The 26,909-nt window shown below is 69.7% G+C and carries 22 protein-coding genes and 1 pseudogene; 16 read left to right on the top strand and 7 right to left on the bottom strand.

Going from position 1 to position 26,909, the window contains the following annotated elements; translation table 11 throughout:
• Positions 1-19 precede the first annotated feature (19 nt).
• The 4 genes from F788_RS0110670 to F788_RS0110685 all read left to right on the top strand — a co-directional run bounded on the left by F788_RS0110670 (position 20) and on the right by F788_RS0110685 (position 5,371).
• Entirely contained in the window at positions 20-2,401 is a 2,382-nt protein-coding gene (locus tag F788_RS0110670) for a DNA translocase FtsK (protein ID WP_019590152.1), read from the top strand.
• A gap of 128 nt (positions 2,402-2,529) precedes the next feature.
• Entirely contained in the window at positions 2,530-3,153 is a 624-nt protein-coding gene (lolA, locus tag F788_RS0110675; RefSeq protein WP_019590153.1) for an outer membrane lipoprotein chaperone LolA, read from the top strand.
• 29 nt (positions 3,154-3,182) lie between these two features.
• Positions 3,183-4,589: a replication-associated recombination protein A gene (locus F788_RS0110680; protein ID WP_019590154.1), complete on the top strand. Its 1,407-nt coding sequence runs from the start codon at positions 3,183-3,185 to the stop codon at positions 4,587-4,589.
• A 5-nt stretch (positions 4,590-4,594) separates the two neighbouring features.
• A complete protein-coding gene (locus F788_RS0110685) occupies positions 4,595-5,371 on the top strand; it encodes a TVP38/TMEM64 family protein (RefSeq protein ID WP_019021057.1) in 777 nt (258 codons plus the stop codon).
• Here the strand turns inward: F788_RS0110685 and F788_RS0110690 are convergent.
• Positions 5,306-5,863, bottom strand: coding sequence for a TMEM165/GDT1 family protein (locus F788_RS0110690; RefSeq protein WP_018876967.1), 558 nt, complete (start codon positions 5,861-5,863; stop codon positions 5,306-5,308). The genes F788_RS0110685 and F788_RS0110690 overlap by 66 nt on opposite strands.
• Positions 5,864-6,166: 303 nt before the next feature.
• Between F788_RS0110690 and F788_RS0110695 the strand changes: the two genes are divergently transcribed.
• The 11 genes from F788_RS0110695 to F788_RS0110745 all read left to right on the top strand — a co-directional run bounded on the left by F788_RS0110695 (position 6,167) and on the right by F788_RS0110745 (position 19,824).
• The gene (locus tag F788_RS0110695) at positions 6,167-6,409 is read left to right on the top strand and encodes a hypothetical protein (protein WP_019590155.1); all 243 of its coding nucleotides are present in this window, start codon (positions 6,167-6,169) and stop codon (positions 6,407-6,409) included.
• Between the two features lie 90 nt (positions 6,410-6,499).
• Positions 6,500-6,856, top strand: a complete 357-nt coding sequence (locus F788_RS0110700) for a DsrE family protein (RefSeq protein WP_017941855.1) — start codon at positions 6,500-6,502, stop codon at positions 6,854-6,856.
• 127 nt (positions 6,857-6,983) lie between these two features.
• Complete coding sequence (locus tag F788_RS0110705; RefSeq protein WP_018876965.1) at positions 6,984-8,297, top strand: nitrate regulatory protein; 1,314 nt, start codon at positions 6,984-6,986, stop codon at positions 8,295-8,297.
• A 468-nt stretch (positions 8,298-8,765) separates the two neighbouring features.
• Complete coding sequence (locus tag F788_RS0110710) at positions 8,766-10,184, top strand: CmpA/NrtA family ABC transporter substrate-binding protein (RefSeq protein WP_019021055.1); 1,419 nt, start codon at positions 8,766-8,768, stop codon at positions 10,182-10,184.
• 12 nt (positions 10,185-10,196) lie between these two features.
• Entirely contained in the window at positions 10,197-11,144 is a 948-nt protein-coding gene (ntrB, locus tag F788_RS0110715) for a nitrate ABC transporter permease (RefSeq protein ID WP_019570561.1), read from the top strand.
• 10 nt (positions 11,145-11,154) lie between these two features.
• On the top strand, positions 11,155-11,952 hold the full coding sequence (locus F788_RS0110720; protein ID WP_019021053.1) for an ABC transporter ATP-binding protein: 798 nt from the start codon (positions 11,155-11,157) through the stop codon (positions 11,950-11,952).
• Entirely contained in the window at positions 11,952-14,432 is a 2,481-nt protein-coding gene (gene nirB, locus F788_RS0110725; RefSeq protein WP_019021052.1) for a nitrite reductase large subunit NirB, read from the top strand. The genes F788_RS0110720 and nirB overlap by 1 nt, the downstream gene beginning before the upstream one ends.
• A complete protein-coding gene (nirD, locus tag F788_RS0110730) occupies positions 14,429-14,800 on the top strand; it encodes a nitrite reductase small subunit NirD (RefSeq protein ID WP_019021051.1) in 372 nt (123 codons plus the stop codon). The genes nirB and nirD overlap by 4 nt, the downstream gene beginning before the upstream one ends.
• Before the next feature lies 1 nt (position 14,801).
• The gene (locus F788_RS0110735) at positions 14,802-17,492 is read left to right on the top strand and encodes a nitrate reductase (protein ID WP_019021050.1); all 2,691 of its coding nucleotides are present in this window, start codon (positions 14,802-14,804) and stop codon (positions 17,490-17,492) included.
• Positions 17,493-17,494: 2 nt separating this feature from the next.
• Positions 17,495-18,961 (top strand): siroheme synthase CysG, encoded by a 1,467-nt coding sequence (gene cysG, locus F788_RS0110740; protein ID WP_019021049.1) that lies wholly within the window; start codon positions 17,495-17,497, stop codon positions 18,959-18,961.
• Entirely contained in the window at positions 18,958-19,824 is an 867-nt protein-coding gene (locus F788_RS0110745; protein WP_019021048.1) for a uroporphyrinogen-III synthase, read from the top strand. Before cysG ends, F788_RS0110745 begins: the two co-directional genes overlap by 4 nt.
• Here F788_RS0110745 and F788_RS14160 read toward each other — a convergent pair.
• Positions 19,744-20,430: pseudogene (locus F788_RS14160) on the bottom strand (alpha/beta hydrolase); the annotation flags it as partial. The gene F788_RS0110745 and the pseudogene F788_RS14160 overlap by 81 nt on opposite strands.
• 24 nt (positions 20,431-20,454) lie before the next feature.
• Complete coding sequence (locus F788_RS0110750) at positions 20,455-21,261, bottom strand: RibD family protein (RefSeq protein WP_019590156.1); 807 nt, start codon at positions 21,259-21,261, stop codon at positions 20,455-20,457.
• A gap of 104 nt (positions 21,262-21,365) precedes the next feature.
• Between F788_RS0110750 and ribA the strand changes: the two genes are divergently transcribed.
• Positions 21,366-22,511, top strand: coding sequence for a GTP cyclohydrolase II RibA (ribA, locus tag F788_RS0110755; RefSeq protein ID WP_019590157.1), 1,146 nt, complete (start codon positions 21,366-21,368; stop codon positions 22,509-22,511).
• Positions 22,512-22,529: 18 nt separating this feature from the next.
• On the opposite strand, the gene F788_RS0110760 is transcribed toward ribA, so the two are convergent.
• From F788_RS0110760 to F788_RS0110775, 4 genes are all read right to left on the bottom strand, one after another.
• A complete protein-coding gene (locus tag F788_RS0110760) occupies positions 22,530-23,789 on the bottom strand; it encodes an adenosylhomocysteinase (protein ID WP_019590158.1) in 1,260 nt (419 codons plus the stop codon).
• Positions 23,790-23,853: 64 nt separating this feature from the next.
• Positions 23,854-24,468: a hypothetical protein gene (locus F788_RS0110765; RefSeq protein ID WP_231372053.1), complete on the bottom strand. Its 615-nt coding sequence runs from the start codon at positions 24,466-24,468 to the stop codon at positions 23,854-23,856.
• Between the two features lie 125 nt (positions 24,469-24,593).
• Positions 24,594-25,058 carry a glycine zipper 2TM domain-containing protein gene (locus tag F788_RS0110770; protein ID WP_018871199.1) on the bottom strand — a complete coding sequence of 155 codons (465 nt, stop codon included), beginning with the start codon at positions 25,056-25,058 and terminating at the stop codon, positions 24,594-24,596.
• The gene (locus tag F788_RS0110775) at positions 25,055-26,905 is read right to left on the bottom strand and encodes a DHH family phosphoesterase (RefSeq protein WP_019590160.1); all 1,851 of its coding nucleotides are present in this window, start codon (positions 26,903-26,905) and stop codon (positions 25,055-25,057) included. Before F788_RS0110775 ends, F788_RS0110770 begins: the two co-directional genes overlap by 4 nt.
• Positions 26,906-26,909 lie beyond the last annotated feature (4 nt).

The raw sequence follows: 26,909 nt of genomic DNA on the forward strand, positions 1-26,909 counted from the left end.
CGGCACCGACGGGGAGCGCATGGCCGCAAGCAAGGCCAAATCCACAGGCAAGGGGCAGAAATCCGGCGCGAAGACGGGGTCGAAGTCCGGCCCGAAGTCCGGCCAGGGCGCGGCGCCGTCGACGCCGCCCACGCTCAGCGGGCAGCTGCTGCGCGGGCTGCGTGAGGGCGCGCTGCTGATCTTCGGCATGCTGGCGCTGTACCTGCTGGTGGCCCTGGTGACCTATCACCCGGGTGACGCCGCCTGGTCCACTACCGGGAACGGTGACGGGACGCGCAATCTCGGCGGAACCACCGGGGCGTGGTTCGCCGACATCGCCTTTCACCTGCTGGGCCATCTGGCCTTCCTGATCCCGCTGGCGGTCGCCGGCATCGGCTGGTGGCTGTTCCGGCACCGGCGGGATGCGCGCATGGCCAGTGCCCTGGAGATCGGCGTGCGCGGCGCGGCCCTGATGGTGGCGCTGATCGCCGGTTCGGCGCTGGCGGCCCTGCACCTGCTGCCGGGTGGCATGCCGGTGCACGCCGGCGGGATCCTCGGCGACCTGTTCGGGGGCTGGGCGGTCGCCGGGCTGGGCCTGGTCGGCGGTACGCTGGTACTGCTGGCGCTGTTCCTTGCCGGGGTTACGCTGTTCACCGGGCTGTCGTGGTTTGCGCTGATGGACGGTCTGGGGCGTGCGCTGGTGCGCGGCTGGGAGGCCGCAAGGGCGCGGCTGGAGCTGGCGCGCGACCGCCGCATCGGCCGGCAGCAGCGGGCCGGGCGCGAAGAACGCGTGGAGAAGGAGCGCAAGCGCACGGCGGACCGCCCGCCGAAACGGGTGGAGCCGAAGGTCGAGGCCCCGCCGCCCAGCCCGCGGGTGGAGAAGGAAAAGCAGGTGCCGCTGTTCACCGCCGGCGAGGGCGCCGATCCGATCCCGCCACTGGGCCTGCTGGACGAACCCCCGGCGGCCTCCGAGGGGCATTCGGAAGAGGCGCTGCAGGCACTGTCGCGCCAGGTCGAGCTCAAGCTGAAGGACTTCGGCGTGGAGGTCGAGGTGGTCGCGGTGCAGCCGGGTCCGGTGATCACCCGCTTCGAACTGCAGCCGGCTCCGGGGGTCAAGGCCTCGCGCATCTCCGGGCTGTCCACCGACCTCGCGCGTTCGCTGTCGGTGATCGCGGTGCGCATCGTCGAGGTGATCCCCGGGCGTTCCACGGTGGGCCTGGAGATCCCCAACGACAATCGCGAGATCGTCGCCCTCAGCGAGATCCTGCGTTCGGAGAAGTTCGACGCCGGCAAGTCGCCGCTGACCATGGCCCTGGGCAAGGACATCGGCGGCGCGCCGGTGATGGCCGATCTGGCCAAGATGCCGCATCTGCTGGTGGCCGGCACCACCGGTTCCGGCAAGTCGGTGGGCGTCAATGCGATGCTGCTGTCGCTGCTGTACAAGGCCACACCGGAAGAGGTGCGGCTGATCCTGATCGACCCCAAGATGCTGGAGCTGTCGGTCTACGAGGGCATCCCGCATCTGCTGTGCCCGGTGGTCACCGACATGAAGGACGCCTCCAACGCCCTGCGCTGGGCGGTCGGCGAGATGGAACGGCGCTACAAGCTGATGTCGGCGCTGGGGGTACGCAACATCGGCGGTTTCAACAAGAAGGTGCGCGACGCGCGCGCCGCCGGCGAGCCGCTGAAGGACCCGCTGTTCGATCCGGCGCAGTCGGTCACCGAGACCGAGGCGCCGGAGCTGGAGCCGCTGCCGTTCATCGTGATCGTGGTCGACGAGTTCGCCGACATGATGATGGTGGTGGGCAAGAAGGTGGAGGAGCTGATCGCGCGCCTGGCGCAGAAGGCGCGCGCGGCCGGGCTGCACCTGATCCTGGCGACTCAGCGGCCGTCGGTGGACGTGATCACCGGCCTGATCAAGGCCAACATCCCCAGCCGCATCGCCTTCCAGGTGTCGTCGCGGGTGGATTCGCGCACCATCCTTGACCAGATGGGCGCGGAGCACCTGCTGGGGCATGGCGACATGCTCTACCTGCCACCGGGCAAGGCGATGCCGGAGCGCGTGCACGGGGCCTTCGTGGGCGACAACGAGGTGCACCAGGTGGTGGAGTACCTCAAGTCCACCGGCGAACCCGACTACAACGAGGCGATCCTCGACGAGCCGGAGGCCGGCGCGGCGGCGATCCCGGGGCTGGAATCGGGTGACGGGAACGAATCGGAGTCGGATCCGCTCTATGACCAGGCGGTGCAGATCGTCACCGAGTCGCGCAAGGCCTCCATTTCCTACGTACAGCGACGGCTGAAGATCGGCTACAACCGTGCCGCGCGGATCGTGGAGGACATGGAGGCCGCCGGACTGGTCAGCCCGGTGCAGTCCAACGGCAATCGCGAGGTGCTGGTGCCCGATCGCTCGAACGAGTGAGGTGCACGGCCTCGTTCACCGCGGATTAAGCTGTCGCCGCGCAATCTGTTGATCCGAGTTTCCCTGACGGAGATCGCATGAACCCGCGTCCCCCGAGTTTTGATGTTCGCCCGCTACGCGGGTCTTCCATGTTCGCCGGCCTGCTGGCGGCGTTGCTGCTCCTGTTTGCCGCGCCGGCGGCTGCGACCGATGATGCCCGCCTGGCGCTGGAACGTTTCATGGCCGGCCTGGAGACGTTCTCCGCGGAGTTCACCCAGACGGTCAGTGACGAGACCGGCTTCACCCTGCAGGAATCCGAAGGGGTGATGCATCTGGGGCTTCCCGACCGGCTGTACTGGGAGGTACGCGAGCCGTTCCCGCAGGTGGTGGTGTCCGATGGCCGTGAACTGTGGACGTTCGAACCGGATCTGGCGCAGGCCACGGTGCGCCCGCTGGGCGACGCGCTGGAGGCCACGCCGATCGCCGCCATCAGCCAGCCGGATCGGCTGGAGGCGCACTTTCGCACGATGATCCTGCCGGTGCCGGACGGCGAGGCCCTGCGGCTGCTGCTGTTGCCGCGCGACGAGCATGCGGATTTCGTGCGCATGATGCTGGACCTGACCCCGGACGGCGACCTGGTGCGCATGCAGTTCGAGGACCTGTTCGGGCAGGTCACCGACGTGCGTTTCAGCGCCAGCGAGCGCAACCCGGAGCTGGATCCGGACACCTTCCGCTTCGAGGTGCCCGACGGGGCCGACGTCTACCGGCCCTGACCCGTTCCCGGCGGGGTTACAATCCCGGCATGAGTGACGACCTGTTCGACAATGATCTGTTCGGGGACGATCCCGCCGGCGGCCCGGAGGCCGGCTCGCCGGCGGACCCGTCATTGCAGTCCGCAGCCGCGGCAACGACCGTGGATCCCGCCGCCCCGCTGGCCGAGCGCATGCGCCCGGCGCGGCTGGACGAGATGGTGGGGCAGGACCACCTGGTGGGCGCGGATGCCGCGCTGCGCCGCGCGATCGAAAGCGGTCAGACCCCGTCGATGATCCTGTGGGGGCCGCCCGGCTGTGGCAAGACCACGCTGGCGCGGCTGGTGGCCGAGGCCGGTGCCCAGCGGCTGGTGACGCTGTCGGCGGTGCTGGCCGGGGTGAAAGACGTGCGCGCGGTGGTGGATGCGGCGAAGACCCGGCGGCGCAACGGCGTCGGCACGCTGCTGTTCATCGACGAGATCCACCGCTTCAACAAGGGGCAGCAGGACGCGCTGCTGCCGCATATCGAGGACGGCACGCTCACGTTCGTGGGGGCCACCACCGAGAATCCGTCGTTTGCGCTGAACAGCGCGCTGCTGTCGCGGGCGCGGGTGTATCGCATGGAGGCGGTGGGGGCGGAAGCGGTCGAGTCCCTGATCGAGCGCGCCCTGGAGGATCCGGAGCGGGGCCTGGGCGGCCGCGGCCTGACACTGGATGCGGAGGAGCGTCAGCGCCTGGCGCGGGCCGCGGACGGGGATGCCCGGCGTGCCCTGAACTGGCTGGAGACCGCCTCCGACCTGGCCCGCGACGGGGCGATTACCGGAGACGCCCTGCGCGCGGTCATGGGCGCGCAGTCCCTGGCCTTCGACCGCCAGGGCGATGCCTTCTACGATCAGATCTCCGCGCTGCACAAGTCGGTGCGCGGTTCCGACCCCAACGCGGCGGTGTACTGGCTGACCCGCATGCTGGATGCCGGCTGCGATCCGGACTACCTGGGCCGGCGGCTGCTGCGCATGGCCTACGAGGACATCGGCCTGGCCGCAGTCGGGCTGGGCGCGCGGGTGCTCGCGGCCTGGCAGACCCTGGAACGCCTGGGCCGGCCGGAAGGTGACCTGGCGCTGGTGCAGGCGGTGATCGAACTGGCCGCCGCACCCAAGAGCAACAGTGCCTACGTTGCGCTGAACCAGGCGCACGCGGCGATCCGCGAGACCGGGAGCCCGGGCGTGCCGCTGCATCTGCGCAACGCGCCGACCGAGCTGATGCGCGCGGAAGGCTTCGGGGCCGGGTACCGCTACGATCACGACGAGCCCGATGGCTTCGCCCGCGGGCAGGTCTACCTGCCGGAGGGTCTGGAAGACGAGCGCTTCTACAGCCCGCGCCGGGACGGCACCGAGCGCGCGCTGGCGGAGCGCCTGGACCGTCTGCGCGACGCGGGCGGAAACCCCGGCGGGGAGGGCTGACCGGGTTGCGCATCCGGCATCACAAGCGGTGGCTGACGGTGGCGGCGATCCTGTTCGGTGTGTCGCTGGCGTGGATCCTGCTGACCACCGAGTGGCCGAGCCTTGGCTTCCCGCTGGGCGAGGTGGAGGCCTGGCTGCGGGGCTGGGGTGCGGGTGCCTATCTGGTGTTCGTGCTCGCCTTCATGCTGCTGGCCCTGTTCCCGCTGCCCAGTACCTTCTGGATCCTGCTGGGCGGGGCCCTGTTCGGCCCCTTCACCGGCGCCGCCCTCAGCCTGCTGGCAGCGACCCTGGCGGCGGTCATTGCCTTCCTGCTGGCGCGTACCTGGCTGCAGCCCTGGCTGGCCCCGCGCATGGGCCCGCGCAGCTCGCGGCTGCGCGCCGATGTGGAGGCCGAGGGCTGGCGGGTCGTGGCCCTGACCCGCCTGGTGCCGGTGTTTCCGTTCGCCCCAACCAATTACGCCCTGGGGCTGGTCCGGCTGCCGCTGCCGGTCTTCGCGCTGACCACCATGGTCGCCCTGATCCCCAGCCTGTTCGCCTATGCCTGGCTGGGGCACGCCACCCGGGAGATCGCCAGTGGCGCCGACAGCGGGGTACAGCTGGGTCTGGCCCTGCTCGCGGTGCTGGCGCTGTTGCTGTTGCTGCCGCGCCTGGTGCGCCGCATCTGGCTGGGCCAGAAGACACTGCACACCGAGGCGCCAATGACTTCAGTGTCTCCCTCAGACCCAGGCGAGCAGGACCCCGATGCCCAGGGCGAGGAACAGCAGGGCGGCGAGCGCGCGTAACAGCCGCAGGGGCAGGTGGCAGGCGAAGCGCTGGCCCAGCCACACCACCGGGGCATTCGCGAGCACCATGCCGATGGTCGAGCCGATCACGACCAGGATCAGGCTGTCGAAGGTCGCGGCCAGCGCGCCGGTGGCGACCTGGGTCTTGTCGCCCATCTCGACCAGGAAGAACAGCACCGTGGTGGTCCAGAACACGCCGTGTTTCGACGCGGCCGGCAGCTCGTCCTCGCCATCCGGGACCAGTACCCAGGCGGCCATCACGATGAACCCGATCCCCAGACCCCAGCGCAGCCAGTCCTCCGGGATGCTGGCGCCGATCCACACGCCCGCCAGCGCGGCCAGGAAGTGATTGGCCAGCGTGGCCACCACGATGCCCCAGATGATGGGCCAGGTCTGCTGGTAGCGGCAGATCAGGAGCAGGGCGAGGAGCTGGGTCTTGTCGCCCATCTCGGCGATGGCGACGATGACGGTAGAGACGAGCAGGGCTTCCATGACGGTCTTCCGGGCCGGGTGGGTGGGCAAGACACGTGACATCGCACCACCCACCCGGCCACGGATCGGGGCGCCATGCCACAGGTCTCGCGGGGCCCGGTGCCGCATCGGCGGCGGGGCTGTCTGCACCACGGTCCTCCGGGCGGAGGATCGAATCTGTTGATGCAGACCCCGGTGAGGCAAGGCCACCCGGGTCGCTACTCCCCTGAAGCTGGCAGGACTCTAGTCATCCCGGTCCGCGCGGGCAAGGACGATCGCGGCTCCGGGCTGCGCCGCCGCCGGGGCTTGGGTAGCATGCGCGCGATGAAACGCTTCCTTTACTGGGTCGATCGGGCCCCCCTTTGGCTGTTCGCACTGCTGGTTGCGACCGTCGGCCTGGCCCCCTGGATCCCCGAGCCGCATGTCGCGGAGAAACTGCGCTGGCTGTTTGCCGGGGAACTTACCCGGCCACTCGATGTGCTCGACCTGGTCGTCCATGCCGTGCCCTGGCTGTTGATGGCGTTCAAGCTCTATCGCAACAGTCTCACCACGAAGGGCGCCCCCTGAGCCGATTGTTTCTCCCTGGCTTGTGGGAAATCGACGCGCCGCTTGCCGGCCGCTACCGATTTCGCACCTTTTCAACCCCGGGAGACTCCCATGCGCTTTATTGTTGCCGTCACCGCCGGTACCGACGACCCGACCCGCGCCACGCTTGGCATGATTGCCGCCAATGTGGCCAAGCAGCAGGGCCACGACGTGACCGTCTGGCTGCAGGGCGAGGCCGTGAACATCGCCAACCGCAACGTGTACGACAAGATCGTCGGCCATAACATGCCGGCAATGAAGGACATCGTGGATTCGCTGGTGAGTGAAGGCGTTCCGTTCTGGGCCTGCGAGGCCTGCGCCAAGGGTCGCGACGTCGGCGAGCACAACTTCCTGCCGAACGCCGAGATGGCCGGCATGGGCCACTACGTCCAGGCCGTCGCCGAGTTCGACCGCTCCATGAGCTTCTGATCGGCCGTGCCGTTCCGCGGGCGGGGCGTGATGCCCCGCCCGTTTTTGTTTGTACCCCCGCTGTCAGTCGGTCGAACTGGCACATCGCATGCTTGTTTGTTCCGGGAGTGATTCACGGACGACGAGCATGACCCAGAACACATCCCCGAATTTTTCCCTCGAAGAGTCCATTGGCGATTTCCTGGTCGCCTCGCGCAAGTGCGAGGTGGTGAGCCTGGAGCGCCTGCTGGAGGCGGTGCAGCTGGTCGGGCGCATCCGCGCGCTGGTGCATGCCCTGCAGCGCGAGCGCGGGGCCTCCAGCCTCTGGATCGGGTCCGGCGGCCAGCGCTATACCCGCGAACTGGAGCAGTACCGGGCCGAATCGGACGCCGCCGCGGCCGCGTTCCGCGAGCACCTGGATGGCTGGCTGGCCCCGGACGCCTGCGCCCATGGCCGCAGTCGGCTGCTGGGGCGCATGGCGCTGGCGCTGCATGGCCTGTCCGGCCTGGGCAGCCTGCGCGAGGAGGTCCTGGAGCTGACCCTGAGCCCGATGGACTCGACCCGCGGCTTCAGCGAGCTGATTCGCGCCCTGATGGCCCTGGTGTTCGAGGCTGCGGATTCGGCGACCGATCCCGAGGTCTCGCGGGCCCTGGTGGCCCTGCTGAACTTCATGCAGGGCAAGGAACTGGCAGGGCAGGAGCGCGCGATCGGGGCCGCCGGGTTTGGCGCCGCGAACTTCGAGCCCGAACTGCGCCAGGCGCTGGTCCATCGGATCGATGCCCAGGAACGGGCGTTCCGCATCTTCTCCGAGTTCGCGGCACCGGCGGCCTGTGCCGCCTGGCGCGAGCTGCAGACGGCGGCCTTCGCCGCCGACATCGAGCGTCTGCGCCGCCGGGCCTGTACCGAGGCCTCAGGGCACCACGACCCCGCCCGGGCCGAGGAATGGTTTGCCTGTACCACCGCGCGCATCGACGCGATGAAGGAGATCGAGGATCTGCTGGAGATGCACCTGAACGAGTGCTGCTCGGCACGCATCACGGCGGATCGCGCGGACCTCGGCGCGGTGCGTGACCGGGTCGCGCAACTCGCCGAGTCGGAACTGCGCGACAGCGTCCCGTATGCGGTGTTCTTCGGCGCGCCGGAGGGCCTGGAGCCCGCGCAGGAGGAGGGCGATGCCGCACTCAACGTACCGATCGTCGGACACTCGGTGATGGACTTGGTGCAGCGCCAGGCGGCCCGGCTGCAGTCGGTGGAGGATGAACTGCATGCGGCACGCCAGGCCCTGGCCGAGCGCAAGACCATCGAGCGTGCCAAGGCGCTGCTGATCCAGCACCGCGGCCTCAGCGAGGACCAGGCCTACAAGCTCCTGCGCCAGACGGCGATGAACCAGAACCGGCGCCTGGCCGAGGTCGCCGAGGCGACCGTCGCGATGTCCGACCTGCTGGGCAAGGGCGGCCTGTAGCTAACTCCCCGGGAAACGGATGCCGGCCCTGTGGGAGCGGGCTTGCCCGCGAAGCACCTGCCAGTGTCCGCGACTGGCAGGGGCTTCGCCGCCAAGGCGGCTCCTACAGGTAGTGCACCAGCGCGGTTCATCTGCACCGCCGGTGTGCCCCAGGGTGGTGCCGCTTGCGAGTGATATTCCCCTGCGAAGATTCGATTGAGTACCGGGAACCGTCCGATTTTTCCGCGTCAGGATAGGCTTTGCGCCCTATCGGTCGATCAGCAACGGCTAATTGGCACACCTCCTGCAGGAATACCGGCAAGACGAGCCAACGGCGGTTCGTCGCCTGACAACAGGGAGACCCGACGACCGGGCCTCCCACGGGACTGGACAAAGGCGTCCATCACCCGGCTGCAAACGCGGCCGGGCTGATAGGACGCCTTTTTTCGTTTTTGGGATGTGTTTGCTGACAAGGGGAGTGAACCCGCAATGACCGATCACACGAATGACACGAAAAAGACCTCCGGCCTGTCGCGCCGGCGTTTCCTTCAGGCCGGCGGCGTTCTGGCAGGGGGCGCCGCCTTGGGGATGCATCCGGATTTTTTCCGGTCGGCGGCCTATGCCGGGGGATCCGAAGGGCTGGAAAAGACCAAGCTCGAGTTCGGATTTATCCCCTTGACGGATTGTGCTCCGCTCGTAGTCGCCCAGGAGAAGGGATATTTCGCTCGCCACGGGCTCGACGTCCATGTGGCCAAGGAGGCTTCCTGGGCCAATATTCGCGACAAGGTCTCCGTTGGGAGCCTGGATGGCGGGCACATGCTGGCGGGGATGCCGATCGCCGCGACGCTGGGCGTGGGTGCTACCCAGCGCAACACCATCACGGGGTTCAGCATGGACCTCAACGGCAACGCGATTACCGTTTCCAACGAGCTCTACGACCGGATGGTCGAGGCCGATCCGGAGGCTATGAACGAACGGCCGATTTCCGCGCGCGCCCTGAAGAAGGTCATCGATGCCGACCAGGCAGCGGGCCGTGCCCCGATGACCTTCGCCATGGTTTTCCCCGTATCCACGCATAACTATGAACTGCGCTACTGGATGGCCGCTTCCGGGATCAACCCGGATCGGGATGTCCGCCTGGTTGTGATCCCGCCACCCCAGATGGTGGCCAACCTGCGCGCGGGCAACATGGATGGCTACTGCGTCGGCGAGCCCTGGAACATGCGTGCGGTGGACATGGGTATCGGCAAGACCCTGGTCACCAACTACGAGATATGGAACAACAATCCGGAGAAGGTGTTTGGCGTACTGGAGAGCTGGGCGGAAGAACACCCGAATACGCACCAGGCAGCGTTGCGGGCCTTGATCGAGGCCAACGAGTGGATGGACAAGCCCGAGAATCGCGAAGAAGTGGTGCGCATCATTTCGGGCCGCCGTTTTGTCAACGCCCCTGAACACGTAGTGGCCATGTCGATGACGGGGACGCTCCAGTTCAATCCGGACGGAGACCCCGAACCCTTCCCGGACTTCAATGTGTTCCACCGTTACGCGGCCAGCTTTCCGTGGCGCTCGCATGCGGCCTGGTTTGTCACGCAGATGGTTCGTTGGGGGCAGCTGGAAGAGCCTGTGGATATGCGTGCGGTGGCCGAAAAGGTCTATCGCCCCGAACTGTATCGGCAAGCGGCTGCAGAAGTGGGCGTCGCCTATCCCGAGATCGACTGGAAGACGGAAGGCACACGCAATGAACACTGGACCCTGGAGGCGGCCTCCTCGCCGATCGAGATGGGCCCTGACCGGTTCATTGATAACCGCGCCTATGACCCGGATGACCTTGTCGGCTATGTCGACGGTTTCGATGTACACAGTCGCAAGGTCGCCCTCGATGACCTCGCCGACGTCAACGGCTGAGGGAGGCCCACCATGTCCACCAATTACGCCGATATGCAACTGGCGGTTGAACGCGAGAACGACAAGGACGCCGAAGGTCGAACGGAGGCCGCCGCTGGCCGGGAAACCAAACCGGCGGAACGCAACGACACCGCCGGGGCGATCGAATCGGCACACGATGACCGATTCGAGGTGATGGCGGATATGTTCCAGCGCTGGATTCCTGTGCTGGCACTCCCGCTGATTGCGTTCGGATTGCTGCTGGGGGGCTGGGCCTGGCTGCAGTCGACGGTCTCGCCGGACCTCCCGACGCCCGGGCAAGTGTGGGCCGAGGCCGTCTACCTGCTAAGCGATCCGTTCTACGACTACGGTCCGAACGACATGGGGATCGGCTGGCAGGTGATGTATTCCCTTGGCCGCGTCCTGGCGGGCTTCGGCCTGGCAGCACTGGTCGGCATTCCGCTGGGCTTGATGATGGGCGCTTCGCTCTCGATGCGCCGCGCCATTAGCCCGGTCGTGCAGCTGTTGCGTCCCGTGTCCCCGCTGGCCTGGCTGCCGCTCGGTCTGCTGGTGTTCCAGGCGGTCAATCCCTCCGCGATCTTCGTGATCTTCATCACCAGCATCTGGCCGATCCTCATCAATACCGCGGCCGGGGTCCAGGCCATCCCGCGTGACTACACCAACGTATCCCAGGTGCTCCGTCTCGGGCGCCTGGAGGCGGCGCGCAAGATCCTGATCCCCGCAACCATGCCCTACATCCTCACCGGCATGCGGTTGGCGCTGGGGATTGCCTGGATGGTGATCGTGGCGGCCGAGATGCTCACCGGCGGGGTCGGCATCGGATTCTTTATCTGGGACGAATGGAACAACCTCAATGTCGCTTCGATCATCGTGTCGATCTTCGTGATCGGTCTTGTGGGCATCGCCCTGGACGCTGGGGTGGGCCTGATCAAGAAACGCTTCGACTACGCGCCCGCGTAAGGAGAAACACATGAGTCACTATCTCAATCTCGATTATCTGGACATGACGTTTGCGACTCCACGCGGGCCGCTCAACGTGCTGAACAACGTGAATCTGAAGGTCCAGAAAGGCGAATTCGTATCCATCATCGGGCATTCCGGCTGTGGCAAGTCCACCGTTCTGAACATCGTGGCTGGGCTGCTGCGCGCAACCACTGGGGGCGTTCTTCTGGAAGAGCGCGAGGTAGTGGAACCCGGGCCAGAGCGTGCCGTGGTGTTCCAGAACCACTCCCTGCTGCCCTGGATGACGGTGTACGAGAATGTCCGTCTGGCCGTTGACAAAGTGCGCCGCGGAGCTCCCCAGGCCGAGCGCGACGCCTGGACGCTGGAGAATCTCGAACGTGTCCACATGACCCACGCGAAGGATCAGTACCCCGGTGAGATCTCCGGGGGTATGAAGCAGCGCGTCGGGATCGCCCGGGCGCTGGCGATGGAGCCCAAGGTCCTGCTGATGGATGAACCGTTCGGCGCGCTGGATGCGCTGACCCGGGCACATCTGCAGGACGAGGTCATGAAGCTGCGGTCGGATCTGGGCAACACCGTGCTGATGGTCACCCACGACGTGGACGAGGCGGTGCTGCTGTCCGACCGCATCGTGATGATGACCAACGGCCCGGCCGCGACCATCGGCGAGATCCTGGAGATCGACCTGCCAAAGCCGCGCGAGCGCCTGGTGATGGCCGACAACGCGCAGTACAACCACTACCGGGCCGAGGTGCTGCGCTTCCTCCACGAGCGTCACAAGAATCCCGAGTCGGAGGCCGCGTGATGGATACCGCGAACGACAAGCCGCGGCTGGTCCTGATCGGCAACGGCATGGCCGGGATGCGCACGGTCGAGGAGCTGCTGAAGCTCAAGCCGGACATGTACGACATCACCGTGTTCGGTGCCGAGCCCTGGGGCAACTACAACCGCATCATGCTCTCGCCGGTGCTGGCCTCGGAGAAGACCGTCGACGAGATCATGCTGAACGACGATGCCTGGTATGCCGAGCGCGGCATCACCCTGCACAAGGGCCGACGCATCGAACGGATCGACCGCGTGAACCGGCGGGTGATCGCCGAGGACGGCACCGAGGCGCCCTATGACCGCCTGCTGCTGGCGACCGGCTCCGACCCGGTGATGATCCCGGTGCCGGGGCATGAACTGGAGGGCGTGGTCGCTTTCCGCGACATCCACGACGTGGACGCGATGCTCGCGGCCAGCCGCGCACACAAGCATGCGGTGGTGATCGGCGGCGGCCTGCTGGGCCTGGAGGCCGCCAACGGCCTGATGCGCCAGGGCATGGAGGTCACCGTGGTGCACCTGATGGAGCACCTGATGGAGCGCCAGCTGGATGCCGAGGCCGCCGGGATGCTGCGCGGCTCGCTGGAGGAGCGCGGCATGCGTTTTCGCATGGCGCATCAGACCGAGACGATCCTGGGCGAGGGCCGCGTCACCGGTGTGCGCTTCACCGACGGCAGCGAGGTCGAGGCGGATCTGGTGGTGATGGCGGTCGGCATCCGCCCGAACACGGCGCTGGCCGCGTCCGCCGGGCTGCACTGCGAGCGCGGCGTGGTGGTGAACGACACCATGCAGACCTATGACCCGTCGATCTACGCGGTCGGCGAGTGCGTGCAGCACCGCGGCGCCACCTATGGCCTGGTCGCGCCCTTGTGGGAACAGGCAAAGGTCTGCGCCAACCACCTGGCCGAGTACGGTATCGGGCGCTACGAGGGCTCGATGACCTCCACCAAGCTGAAGGTGACCGGGATCGACCTGTTCTCCGCCGGCGACTTCACCGGTGACGAGACCACCGAGGACCTGGTGTTCAAGGATGCCGCGCGCGGCGTCTACAAGCGCCTGGTGCTGAAGGACAACCGCATCCAGGGGGTCGTGCTGTACGGCGATACCCTGGACGGCTCCTGGTACTTCCAGCTGATGCGCGACGCCACGCCAGTGGCCGACATCCGCGAGAACCTGCTGTTCGGCCAGGCGCATATCGGCGACTCCGGCCACGGCGACGAGGCCTCGCGGGTCGCGGCCATGCCCGACGAGGCCGAGATCTGCGGCTGCAACGGCGTGTGCAAGGGCGAGATCGTCCAGGCAATCAGCGAGCACAAGCTGTTCACGCTGGAGGACGTGCGCGCCCACACCAAGGCGTCGAACTCCTGTGGGTCCTGCACCGGGCTGGTGGAGTCCGTGCTCGCCACCACGCTGGGTGGAGACTACTCCGACGCCCCGGCGAAAAAGCCGGTCTGCGCCTGCACCGACCACAGCCACGACGAGGTGCGCGCGGCCATTGCCCGCGACGGCCTGAAGACCATGGACGCGGTGTTCGAGGCCCTCGACTGGAAGACCCCGAACGGCTGCCATGTCTGCCGTCCGGCGCTCAACTACTACCTGCTGGCGGCCTGGCCGAAGGACTACCAGGACGACGCCCAGTCGCGCTTCATCAACGAGCGCGCGCACGGCAACATCCAGAAGGACGGAACGTATTCCGTCGTGCCGCGCATCTGGGGCGGAGTGACCACGCCGGCCGAGCTGCGCGCGATTGCCGAGGTGGCCGAGCGCTACCAGGTGCCCACGGTCAAGTTCACCGGCGGCCAGCGCATCGACCTGCTGGGGGTGCAGAAGGCCGACCTGCCGGCGATGTGGCGCGATCTCGGCGCCGCCGGGTTTGTCTCCGGCCATGCCTACGGCAAGGCCCTGCGCACGGTGAAGACCTGTGTTGGCTCCGAGTGGTGCCGCTTCGGCACCCAGGACTCGACCGGACTCGGCATCCAGCTGGAGCGGATGACCTGGGGCTCCTGGACGCCACACAAGTTCAAGATGGCGGTCTCCGGCTGTCCGCGTAACTGCGCCGAGGCCACGATCAAGGACCTGGGCGTGGTCTGCGTGGACTCGGGCTACGAGCTGCACGTGGGCGGCAACGGCGGGGTGAAGGTGCGCGCCACCGACTTCCTCTGCAAGGTGGAGACCGAGGTCGAGGTGCTCGAATACGCCGGGGCCTTCATGCAGTTCTACCGCGAAGATGCGCGCTACCTGGAGCGCACCGCCCCGTGGATCGAGCGCGTCGGCCTGACCCGGGTGAAGGAACGCCTGGTGGACGACGCCGAGAACCGCGCGGCGCTGTACGCCCGCTTCCTGGAGTCGCAGGAGGTGGCGCAGGTGGACCCCTGGGCCGAACGCGCCGCCGGGCATGCGGCGCACGAGTTCATCCCGATCAAGCCGGTGGACGCGGCCCCGCGCCAGGGGGTGTCGGCATGAGCTGGCTTGCGATCTGTCCGCTCGAGGACATCCCGCCGCTGGGTGCACGCGTGGTGGCGGGCCCGAACGGCGACATCGCCGTGTTCCGCACTGCGGATGACCGCGTGTTTGCCCTGCGCGACCAGTGCCCGCACAAGGGCGGGCCACTGTCGCAGGGCATCGTCCACGGCGAGCGCGTGACCTGCCCGCTGCACAACTGGGTGATCGACCTGCAGTCCGGCGAGGCCACCGGGGCGGACAGTGGGTGCACCCATGCCTTCCCGATCCGGGTGACCGACGGTCAGGTGTGGCTGGACCTCTCCGGCGCCACGGCCAACGCTGCGGACGATTCCGCGGCGGTGCCGTCCGCCTGCCGCGAGGCGGGCTGAGATGGCTGCGGAACAGTCGGTCACCCGTACGACCTGCCCCTATTGCGGGGTGGGCTGCGGCGTGGAGGTGACCGCGACGCCGGAAGGCGAGTTTCCGGTCGCGGTGCGCGGCGACCCCGCCCATCCGGCGAATGCCGGTCGCCTGTGCTCCAAGGGCGCGGCACTGGCCGAGACCCTCGACGACGAGGGCCGGCTGCTGCACCCGGAGATCGGCGGGCGGCGTGTCGACTGGGAGACCGCGCTGGATCATGTGGCGAACGGCTTTCGCGAGACCATCGCGGCACACGGGCCGGATGCGGTCGCCCTGTACGTCTCCGGGCAGATCCTGACCGAGGACTACTACGTCGCCAACAAGCTGATGAAGGGCTTCATCGGTTTGGCCAATATCGATACCAACTCCCGGCTCTGCATGTCCACCGCCGTGGCCGCCCATACCCGCGCCTTCGGGGTGGATGGCGTGCCGGGGAGCTATACCGACCTCGAGCAGGCCGATCTGGTCGTGGTGACGGGCTCCAACATGGCCTGGGCCCACCCGGTCCTGTTCCAGCGCCTGCAGGCCGCCCGCGCGGCGCGCCCGGAGATGAAGCTGGTGGTGATCGACCCGCGGCGTACGGCCACCGCCCAGGCGGCCGACCTGCACCTGCCGCTGGCGCCGGGTACGGATGCCTGGCTGTTCAACGGCCTGCTGGACCATCTGCGCCGGGAGGATGCGCTGGACCCTGGCTTCCTGGAGCGGCATGTCGACGGCTTCGCCGACGCCCTGGCGGCCGCGCGGGCCTCCAGCCCGTCGATCGCCGCGACCGCCGAGGCCTGCGAACTGGAGCCGGAGGCGGTGGCAACGTTCTTCCAGTGGTTTGCCCGTACCGAACGCACCGTGACCGCCTTCTGCCAGGGCATCAACCAGTCCGACAGCGGCGTGGACAAGGCCGGGACGATCCTCAATGTGCACCTGGCCACCGGCCGTATCGGGCGCGCGGGCATGGGCCCGTTCTCGCTGACGGGCCAGCCGAACGCGATGGGCGGGCGCGAGGTCGGCGGACTGGCCAGCCAGCTGGCAGCCCACATGGGCTTCGACGACGCGGCCCTGGACCGGGTCGGACGTTTCTGGGGCGCACCGAACCTCGCGCGCCAGCCGGGGCTGAAGGCGCTGGACCTGTTCCGCGCGGTCGAGTCGGGGCAGGTGAAGGCGGTCTGGATCATCGGCACCAATCCGCTGTTCAGCCTGCCCGAGGCCGCGCGCTTCGAGCAGGCCCTGGCCGCATGCCCGCTGGTCGTGGTCTCCGACTGCGTGCGCGAGACCGAGACCACGCGGGTAGCCGACGTCCTGCTGCCGGCGACCACCTGGGGCGAGAAGGACGGCACGGTAACCAACTCCGAGCGCCGCATCTCGCGCCAGCGCCCGTTCCGGGCGCCCCCGGGCGAGGCCCGCCACGACTGGTGGGCGCTGGCCCGGGTCGCGCAGCGCCTGGGTTTCGCCGACGCCTTTCCCTATACCCGCCCGGGCGAGGTCTTCCGCGAGCATGCGGCGCTGTCCGCCTTCGAGAACCACGGCACGCGCGACTTCGACATCGGCGCGCTGGCCGGGCTGTCCGACGCCGAGTACGACGCCCTGGAGCCGGTGCAGTGGCCGCTGCCGGCGGGGAGTCGGACGGGCGCCGAACACCTCTATGCCGATGGCCGTTTCTTTACCGCCAGCGGCCGCGCGCAGCTCGCGGCCGTGACCCCCCAGACTCCGACCGACCCAGTCGATGCCGAGTATCCGCTGCGCCTGAACACCGGCCGCATCCGCGACCAGTGGCACAGCATGACCCGGACCGCACGCACCCCGCGCCTGAGTGCGCATCAGCCGGAACCGTTCGTCGAGATCCATCCGGTGGATGCCGGACTGTTCCGGGTCCAGGCCGGCGATCTCGCCGAGGTGACCAGTCGCCACGGTCGTCTGCTCGCGCGGGTGCAGGTGAGCCGCGAGCAGCGCCCGGGCAGCGTGTTCGTGCCCATGCACTGGAGCCGGCCGATCGCGCGGCTCGCCCGAGTCGATGCGCTGGTGCCCGCGCATGTCGACCCGGTCTCCGGGCAGCCAGCGTTCAAGCATACGGCCGTGGCCGCCCGCCCGGCGACGCTGGACTGGCACGGCTTCGTGCTGAGCCGCGAGCCGATCGCCGCGCCGGAGGCGGACTATGCGGTCACCGCCCGCGGTCCCCGACACCTGCGCACCGAACTGGCCGGGCGGGGCGCACCGCCCACGATGGATGCGTGGCGCGAGCGCCTGGACGGGCCGGGGGAATGGCTGGAGTTCGCCGACCCCGCCGGGGGACGCTATCGCGCCGCGCGGATTCACGAGGGCCGGCTCGCCTGCGTGCTGTTCGCGGGCCCCGACCGGGGCTTGCCCGAGCGCGAGTGGCTGGCCGGCCTGTTCGCGGCCGAGACGATCAGCGATACCGAGCGCATGGCGCTCCTTACCGGGCGACCGCCGAACGGCCAGGCCGCGCGCGGACGCATGGTCTGCGCCTGCTTCGGCGTGGACGAGACGCGTATCCGGGCCGCGATCCGCGAGCAGGGGCTGGCCACCTGCGAGGCCGTCGGTGCGGCCCTCGAGGCCGGGACCAACTGCGGCTCCTGTAGCCCCGAGATCCAGACCCTGTTGAATGAAGAAGCCGAGGCGCCCACGGACCCCGTGGCGCGGGAGGGATAAGCATGGAACACCTGCCGATCTATATGCAGTTGCACGGCCGCGAGGCCCTGGTGGTCGGGGCCGGGCCGGTGGCCACGCGCAAGGCCGCGCTGCTGCTGGAGGCCGGGGCGCGGGTGCGCCTGCGGGCCCCCGAGTACAGCGCCGCCGCCGAGCGCCTGCTGCGCGAACAACCGGGGGCGATCCGCCGCGATCCGGGGATCTATGACACCGAATGCCTGGCGGGGGTGGCGATCGTGATCGCCGCGACCGACGACGCGGCGGTGAACCGTCAGGTCTCGGAGGACTGCATCGCGCGTTCGATCCCGGTGAACGTGGCCGACCAGCCCGAGCTGTGCAGCTTCATCCTGCCGGCGATCGTGGAGCGCGGGCCGCTGACCATCGCGATCGGCTCCGGTGGCCGCGCCCCGGTGCTGGTGCGCCTGCTGCGCGCGAAGATCGAGAGCCTGATCCCGGCCGGCTATGGCCGGCTCGCCGATCTCGCCGGGCGTCTGCGCGACCGGGTGCGCACCCACTTTGACAGCGTGAACGCGCGCCGCGCGTTCTGGGAACGGGCCTTTGCCGGGCCAGCCACCGAGTTCGCCCTGGCCGGGCGCATGGACGCGGCCGAGGCGCGCCTGGAGCAGGAGCTGGCGGATGCCTCGGCCCGCACGCCGGGCGAGGTCTACCTGATCGGCGCCGGGCCGGGCGATCCCGACCTGCTGACCTTTCGCGCGCTGCGCCTGCTGCAGCAGGCGGATGTGGTCGTCTACGACCGGCTGGTGTCCTCCGAGGTGGTGAACCTGGCCCGGCGCGAGGCCGAGCGCTTCTATGTCGGCAAGGAGCGCGACCATCACTGCGTGCCGCAGGAGGAGATCAGCGCGCTGCTCTCCCGACTGGCGCGCGAGGGCAAGCGCGTGGCGCGGCTGAAGGGCGGCGACCCGTTCGTGTTCGGCCGGGGCGGCGAGGAGCTGGATGTGCTGGCGCGCGACGGCGTGGCCTACCAGGTCGTCCCCGGCATTACCGCGGCCAGCGGCTGCGCCGCCTATGCCGGCATACCGCTGACCCACCGCGACCATGCTCAGTCGGTGCGGTTCATCACCGGCCATACCCGCGAAGGGCGGCTGGATGTGGACTGGTCGCAGCTGACCAGTACCCGCGAGACCCTGGTGTTCTACATGGGCCGCAAGGGCGTGGGCGAGATCTGCCGGGGGCTGAAGGGTGCCGGCCGCGCCGGGCAGACCCCGGCGGCGATCATCGAGAACGGCACCACCGCCCGCCAGCGCGTGGTCAGCGGCACGCTGGATAAGCTGGCCGCGCGTGCCGAGCGCGAGCAGGTGGGTTCGCCCAGCCTGATCGTGATCGGCGAGGTAGCGGCCTGCCACGCGCGTCTGGCCTGGTTCCAGCCGGATGCCGGGGCCGCCACGGTGTTTCCGCAGCCGATGCCGATGTCGGGGCCGGGGTCGCGGGCCGCGGCGGCGAGCGCGGCGTGACGGCCGCATCCGTCCTGCCGGAGGTGGCGGCCAGTGGCCTCGCGGGTCGCCGCGTCGCCTTGCCTGAGAGCCGGGCGCTGGAGGTCTTCGCCGGTCTGCTGGAGCGGCGCGGGGCCGAGGTCTGGCGCTGTCCCCTTATCGCGATCCACGACAGCCCCGACCGCACGGCGATCGAGGCCTGGCTGCACCGGGCGATCGAGGCGCCGTTCGACCGCCTGATCTTCCTGACCGGCGAGGGCTTCACCCGCCTGACCGGTTTTGCCCGGAGTGCCGAACGCGAGGACGCCTGGCTGGCGGCCGTGGCGCGGACGCCGACCCTGGTGCGCGGCCCCAAGCCGGGGCGGGCAATGAAGCCCTTCGGCGTGCGGCCGGATGCGATCGCGGCCACACCGACGACCGAGGGCATCATCGAAACCCTTTCCGGACAGGATCGGGCCGGGCAGCATCTGGCCGGGCAGCGTATCGGGGTGCAGCTCTACGGCGCGGAACCCAACCGCCGCCTGCTCGAGTTCCTGGAGCAGGCGGGCGCCGAGGTCTTTCCCGTCTGGCCCTACCGCTATGCGGACGCCGCCGCGACCGGGCGCGTGACCGGGCTGATCGAGGCCCTGATCGCGGGGGAGGTGGATGCGATCGCCTTCACCAGCCAGGCCCAGGTGCGGCGCCTGCTGCGTGTCGCCCGTGACTCGGGGCATCAGGACACGCTGCTGGCAGCGCTCGGCCGGACCGTCGTCGCCGCGATCGGCCCGGTGGTGGCCGAGGAACTGCGCACCCACGGCATTTCTCCCGCGGTGGTCCCCGAAGGCCGCTACTTCATGAAGCCGCTGGTCTCGGCGCTTACCCGGCATCTGCGGGCGGCTGCGTAGGGAACTTGTGGCCCGGGCGGATGGCCCACGGATTGAATCCCCTGCGGTGATCCGGGCCATGAAACCAACGTCCACACGGCGTTCGCGCCGATCCTTCCTGCGCTGGATGGCCGGCTCCGCCCTTGCGGCCGGTGCCGGCTCGCCGGTCACCGCCAGGGTCGCCACCGCCGCGCCCATGCTCTTGCCGACCACGTACGGGCGCAGGTCCGTGTAACGTTCGTCCAGGGCGCGGAGCAGGGCGCGGGCGTCGACGGCCAGGGCCGTGTGGCCGGCCCAGTACCCGGCCGAGTCGGTGCGGCCGAAGCCGCGCTGGTCCGGGGCGTAGACCGCAATGCCGCTGGCGGCCAGCGGGCGTGCGAGGGCGTGCATGCTGCCGCCGTAGTCATTGAAACCGTGCAGGGCCAGGATCACCCGTTCGGGCTCGCGCGGACCCCAGCGGCGCAGCGGCAGCTCGCTCCCGTCGGGCATCCGGGCCAGACCCTGTTCCAGCCGCGCGGGCTCGGGATTCTCGGTGGCCGGTGCGGGAAGGCCGGCGGGCGTGGCGGCGCAGCCACCGAGCAGCAGGCCGAACAGCAGTGCCGGGATGAGGCGGGCGAGGCGAGTCATGCGCGCTCCGGAGGCGGGCGGGGGTCAGGGCTTGCTGCGCAAGTCCAGGTCATAGAGGTTGTCGCCGCCCAGCCGGAACTCGCGAAACGGTGGCCGCAGCGCCCGCGACAGCGAGTCGATCGGGGGCAGGGTGATACCCGGGCGGCCGGAGCCGATGATCATCGGGGCGATGGTGAGATGCAGGCGATCCAGGGTGTCCGCGGCCAGGAAACGCGAGACGGTACGCCCGCCGCCCTCCACCAGCAGGCGGTTCAGGCCGCGCGCCTCGAGGTGGTCGCGCACCCGGCGGGGGGCAAAGCGTTCGCGCTGTTCGCCGTCGGCCATTACCGTGTCGACGGGCAGCTCCGCGCGTTCCACGTGGGCCGGCAGGTGATCGGGGGCATGCCCGGGCTTGTGCAGGACCAGGGTGGTCGGCCCGCCGGCCGCGAACACCTTGTGATCGGCCGCGAGGCGGCCTTCGGGGTCCAGCACCACGCGCAGCGGATTGCGGCCCTCGACCTCGCGCACCGTCAGCTGCGGGTCGTCGCTGGCGACGGTGCCGGCACCCACCACGATGGCATCCACCAGGGCCCGCAGTCGGTGCAAATGGCGGATGTCCTCCGGTCCGGTCACGTACTGGGAGTGCCCGGTATGCGTCGCGATCCGTCCGTCGAGGCTCTGTCCCAGCTGGCCGATGGCGATGGTGTCGGGTTCGAGGATCGGGCCGTAGAGGTCCAGGACCTCGTGGGCGGCCGGGGCCAGCGGGCCCGGCAGGGGCTGGCAGGCCGCATTGTCACAGCGGGTCAGCAGCCATCGCCAGGCCCGCGCTTCGGTGATGATTTCTTCGCTCATGGCTTCTCCCCGAGCAGGGTTTGGGGACGGCGGCGGGGCAGTTGGGGTAGTCTGACCGTTCGAGGAGCAATCTTCATCAACCCGACTCCGTATGGAAGTACCCGATGCACAACGCCGATCGCGGGATCTTTGACCTTCGCCGGGGCCATCCGATTCGTGTCAGCGGTTCCGGAACGGATGTCCTTGCAGCGGCCGTCGAGGGCCTGACACCGGGACAGCTCGATCGTCTGACCGTGATGACCGGCGGACGGCCCCGTCTGATTCTAACCCCCCACCGGGCGTCGGCAATGGGCTGGCCGCAACCGCTGGAAGAAGGCTGGGAAGGCGTGGCGCTGCAGCCGACCGGCACGGTGGATCCGGAATCGCTGTTTGTCCTCGCCAGCGCGCCCGAAGGCTCCGATGATGCCAGTTCCGCCGCCCGCCTGCTGGAAGGCGCGGTGCTCCAGCGCGCCGGCGAGAGCGAGGCCGCCGCGCTGGAGCTGGTTCGTGCCGGTCGGCTGCTGCCGGCGGTGGTGACGGCCTCCATCCCCGATCCGGAGCCCGAGGCGATCGCCTCGGCGGTGGCCGACGGCATGCTGCTGGACGTGGACGCCGCGCAGGCGCGCGAGGTGGCCGAGCACCCGCGTCTGGAGCTGGCGCATGTCAGCGAGGCCCCGGTGCCGCTGGCGGACGCTCCGGTGACCCGGTTCATGCTGTTTCGCGAGGGCAACGGGATCCAGGAACACGTGGCAGTGGTGATCGGCGAGCCGAGCCGCTGGCCGGATCCGGTGCCGGTGCGCCTGCATTCGGCCTGCCTGACCGGCGACCTGTTCGGCAGCCTGCGCTGCGACTGCGGGGATCAGCTGCGTCGCGGGGTCAAGATGATCAACGACAGCGGTGGCGGGGTGCTGCTGTATCTCGCCCAGGAAGGCCGCGGCATCGGTCTGGCCAACAAGCTGCGGGCCTACACCATGCAGCATGCCGGCATGGACACCATCGATTCCGACTGCCAGCTCGGTTTCGGCGCCGACGGGCGCCGCTACGAGGCGGCGGTAGAGATGCTGGAGTTCCTCGGGATCGACCGTGTGCGCGTGCTGACCAACAATCCTGCCAAGATCGACGCCCTGCGTGCCGGCGGGATCGAAGTGGCGTCGCGCGAGCCGGTGCATGGCACCGTCAACCCGCACAACCTGCGCTATCTCAGCACCAAGGCGGATCGTGGCGGGCACTGGCTGGAAGAACTGCTCGCCGCCGAGGCCGAGCGCGGCTAGCCCGGGCCAGGGGGGTGCTCAGACCCCCTTGATCTGATCGTCGCGCCAGGCGTCGAGGAAGCGCTGCTGCGACTCGGTCAGGGTGTCGAGGCCGATGCCCAGGGTCTCCAGCTTGAGTTCGGCCACCTCGCGGTCGACCGTGTCGGGCACCGGGTGGACGCCGGGCTCCAGCCCCGCCGCGCGCTCGACCAGATGGCAGGCGGCGACGATCTGCATGGCAAAGGTCTGATCCATCACCTCGGCCGGGTGGCCCATGGCGGTGGGCGTGGCCAGATTCACCAGCCGGCCCTCGCAGACCAGATGCAGGCGGCGGCCGTCGGCCAGGCGATATTCCATAATGCCCGGCCGCGCTTCGTGCGGCGGCTCGACGCTCAGCCCCGCCAGCGCCTCGGCGTCGATCTCCACGTTGAAGTGGCCGGCGTTGGCCAGCAGCGCGCCGTCGGGCATCGCCTCGAAGTGCTCGGCGCGGATCACGTCGCGGTTGCCGGTGGTGGTGATGAAGATCTCGCCCCAGGCGGCCGCCTCCAGCATCGGCATCACCTCGAAGCCGGCCATGTGGGCGCGCAGTGCCTGGCGCGGTTCGATCTCGGTGATCGCCACCCGCGCCCCCAGCGCCCGCGCCTTGGCGGCGATGCCGAGACCGCAGTCACCAAAGCCGGCCACCACCACCCGCTTGCCGGCCAGCAGCAGATTGGTGGTCAGCAGCAGGTTGGTGAGCGACGACTCGCCGGTGCCGTGGATGTTGTCGAACTCGTGCTTCATCGGCGTGTTGTTCACCGCATAGGCGGGGAACGGCAGGGCGTCGGCGCGCGCCATCGCCTGCAGCCGCTGGACACCGGTGGTGGTCTGCTCGCACATGCCGATGAAGCCGTCGAGCAGCGCCGGGCGCTGGTGGACCAGCCGCGCGGTCAGCTCGGCGGCGTCGTCGAGGATGAAGGTCGGTCCGTGGTCCAGCGCCTGCAGGTGCAGCGCCTCCAGCTCCGCCTCGGAGACCCCGCGCCGGGCGTAGCCGGTGATGCCGTCCTGCTCGTTGAGGGCGGCGACCACATCGTCCTGACTGGAGCCCGGCTCGCTGCCGGTGAACACTACCTCGGCGCCGGCGGCGGCGAGCGTCTCGACGAACACGCCCGTCTTGGCCTCCACATGAGAGCAGACACCCAGGGTGATGCCGGCCAGCGGCCGGCTGTGGCCGAGGCGTTCACGCAGGGCGGCGTGCACCGGCATGTGCTCCCTTGCCCAGGCGAGTTTCTGGCGACCCTGTTCGATGTCCGCGGCCATGACGTCCTCCCGTGAATGCGAAAGGCGGGAGTGTGCCGCGCCCCGGTGGGGACGTCCACCGTCGTCAGAGCAGGGCGACCACCAGGATGGCCACCAGGCCCAGGGCGAGCAGGCCGAGCATGACCACGGGCGAGGCCCCCGCGGCACGCTGCGCCCGCCGGCCCGCGCGGCCCTTGAAGGTCATCGCCAGGGCATGCGAGGCGGCATCGAGATGAGCATGCAGTTCCGCGTGCAGGCGCCGCGACCGTTCTTCATCGAGGGGTTCGAGAATCCGGCCGTCGATCCGCGCCCGGCCGTTGTCGAAGCCGACGGTCACGATATCCACCGGCCAGTGGCGTTCGGCGCGGAACAGGTCGACCAGCGCGGTCTGCGCGCTGGGGCTGGTCCTGAGGGCCTCGTGATCCGCTGCAGAGGCGGCGCTAATGCGCACACGCCGGGTCAGCCGTGAATCCGGCAGGGGGCGTTCCAGCGGCCCCAGCAAAGGGCGCAGCAGGCGCTGCCACCAGCGTCGGCGCCGGAGGATCAGACAAAGGTCCGGCGGGGCGTCCCGCTCGATCCGGAGCAGGTCGCCGGACGCGGCTGCCTGCGACGGGGTCCCGGGGGACGCGCCCGGTGCGGGCCCGGGCAGGTCCGCGCGCAGGGGGGCGGGGTGCCCGGGCGGATGCATGGGTGAATGCATGGGTGAAGGTCCCTCCGATTCAGCATCTTGGCCAGACCTTGAGGGAATTCACACGGCGGAACAATATACCCAATGGGCCATTCCGTTAGCCGGGCGTGAAGCCGCACGGCCCGCGCCGCCTCGGGCTACTGCATGACCCAGTTGCCGTAGACGTCGCGGCAGGCGGTGCCGGTGATGGTCTCCGCTTCGCCGTCGATGGTCGCCAGGACTTCGTATTCGCGGCACGGGCGGCCGTCGCGTTCATAGGTACGTTTCGGCGTGGCCCGGTACTGCTGTCCGGTGTTGGGATTGCGCCACTCCCGGGTTTCGCGGTCGGGGGCGGTCTCCAGGGTCTGCTGCACGCGCATGCGGTCGACCTCGTCCATGGAGCGGCCGATGGCACCGCCAATGGCCGCACCGGCGAGGGTCCCCGCGATGGTGGCGGCCATCTGCCCGCGGCCGCCGCCGATCTGGCTGCCGATGACGCCCCCGGCCGCGCCGCCGATGACCGCGCCGGTCTGTTCGCGGGTGGGAGGGTGGGTGCAGGCGGCCAGGGCCAGGGCGGTGCCGCCAACGATGGTGACGATGAGGGACTGGCGAACGAACTTCATGGTTTTCTCCCCACGGCCGCCCACCGCGCCGCGTGAATGCGGACCTGCAGCCTTGACGTGCCGTTGTAATGGTTCCATTCAGGAGACCCCGCAAGCTGTATCCGGGTTCCCGGCGGCCACGGATCCCGTGCATCCGGTTCCAGCGCATTGAACCAGATCCCCTGCAGGTCACCATCGGCCGTCTCCAGACGCAGCCGCAGATGGCGTCCGTCGCCCATCCGGCGCAGGCCGCGCAGTTCGCCTTCCCAGACGAACACCGGGCGCGGGAAACCGCGACCCCAGGGGGCGAGGGCGTCGATCTGCTCGAGGGTCCCGGCCGCCAGGGCACGCGGGGACGGGCCCTCGCCATCGATCTCCAGCACCGGGCCGGGTGTCCAGCCGTGCTCGCGCTGGCTGTCGGCACAGGCCCGTTCCCACGCATGGGCCAGGCGTTCGCGGTCGGCGCGGGCCAGCGTCAGGCCGCCCGCCTGCGCGTGGCCGCCGTGTTTCTCCAGCAGGTCGGGTTCGGCGGCGGCCATCGCGGCGAACGCATCGGCGACATGGAAGCCGGGTACCCCGCGCGCGGAGCCGGTCACCCGCCGGTCGCACTCCCACACCGGCGACACGCACAGCACCGGCAGCCCCCGGGCCTCGACCATGCGCGAGGCGATGATGCCGTGTACCCCCGGGTGGCCGTCGGGCAGCCACAGGCACAGACCCGAGACCCCGCGGGCGGCGGCCCGGGCGGCCTCCTCGCGGGCACGCACGGTGAGCTCGCGCTCGATGCGGCGCCGATTGTCGTTCTCCTCGTCCAGAGCCGACCACCAGTGCTCGGCTTCCGCTTCGTCCTCCGCCAGCAGGAAGCGGACCCCGGCCATCGCCTCGTCCAGGCGGCTGCGGGCGTTGATGCGCGGCCCCAGGCCGAAGGCCAGGTCGGATTCATCCAGCGGGCGCTCGCCGCCGGTGAGCCGCCGCGCCGCGACCCGCCAGCAGGGACGCGCGTCGTCGGCGTTCATGCGCCGCAGGCCCTGATGGACCACCACCCGGTTGTTGAGGCTGTCGCCCAGCGTTACGCAGTCGGCCACGGTGCCCGCGGCTACTTCGGCCAGCAGGTCGATCAGCAGTGCCCGCCCGGCGGCATCCTCGCGTCCGGTGTCCTGCTGGCGCAGGCGGTGGACGCGCATCAGCAGCAGCCAGGCCACCATGCAGCCGGCGATCGCGGGGTCGCCGTAGCGGCTGTCGCTGCGCGCCGGGCTGACGCAGGCCAGCGCCGAGGCGGGCACGCCGTCCGCCGGGATCACGTGATGGTCGGTGACGATGGTGTCGATGCCGGCGGCGCGCAGGCGGGCGATGCGTGCCTCGTCGCCGGATCCGTTGTCGGCGGTTATCACCAGATCGGGCGGGGGCCGGGCGGCGAGTATGCGCTCGGCCAGGGCGTCGGACAGGCCGTAGCCCTCGCGCAGCCGGTGGCCGATCCAGGACTGCAGACGCACCTCCGGGTGACCCAGTACCCGGGTCAGGCCGCGATACAAAAGCGCGTGACTGGTGACACCGTCGACGTCGTGGTCGGTTTCCAGGGCCACGGTCTCGCCGGCCTCCAGCGCCCGCAGGATGCGCTGCGCCGCCGTGTCCAGATCGGGCAGGGCGTCGGGGGGTGTCAGGGCGCGCAGCGGGCGTTCGACAAAGCCGGCCCGCAGGACATCCGGGTTGGTCTCGCACACCCGGGCGGCGATCAGGCGGGCCTGCAGCGGGGTCAGTCCGGCCGCGCGCGCCGCGGCCTCCACGTCCGGGTCCGGCCGGCGCCGGACCCAGGTCGGCTCCGGCGGGGGCGCAAGGTTCTGATCAGGCAGGGGATCCGTGCTGGACATCGGG

Source organism: Thioalkalivibrio sp. ALE10, from assembly GCF_000381385.1.
Lineage (GTDB): Bacteria > Pseudomonadota > Gammaproteobacteria > Ectothiorhodospirales > Ectothiorhodospiraceae > Thioalkalivibrio.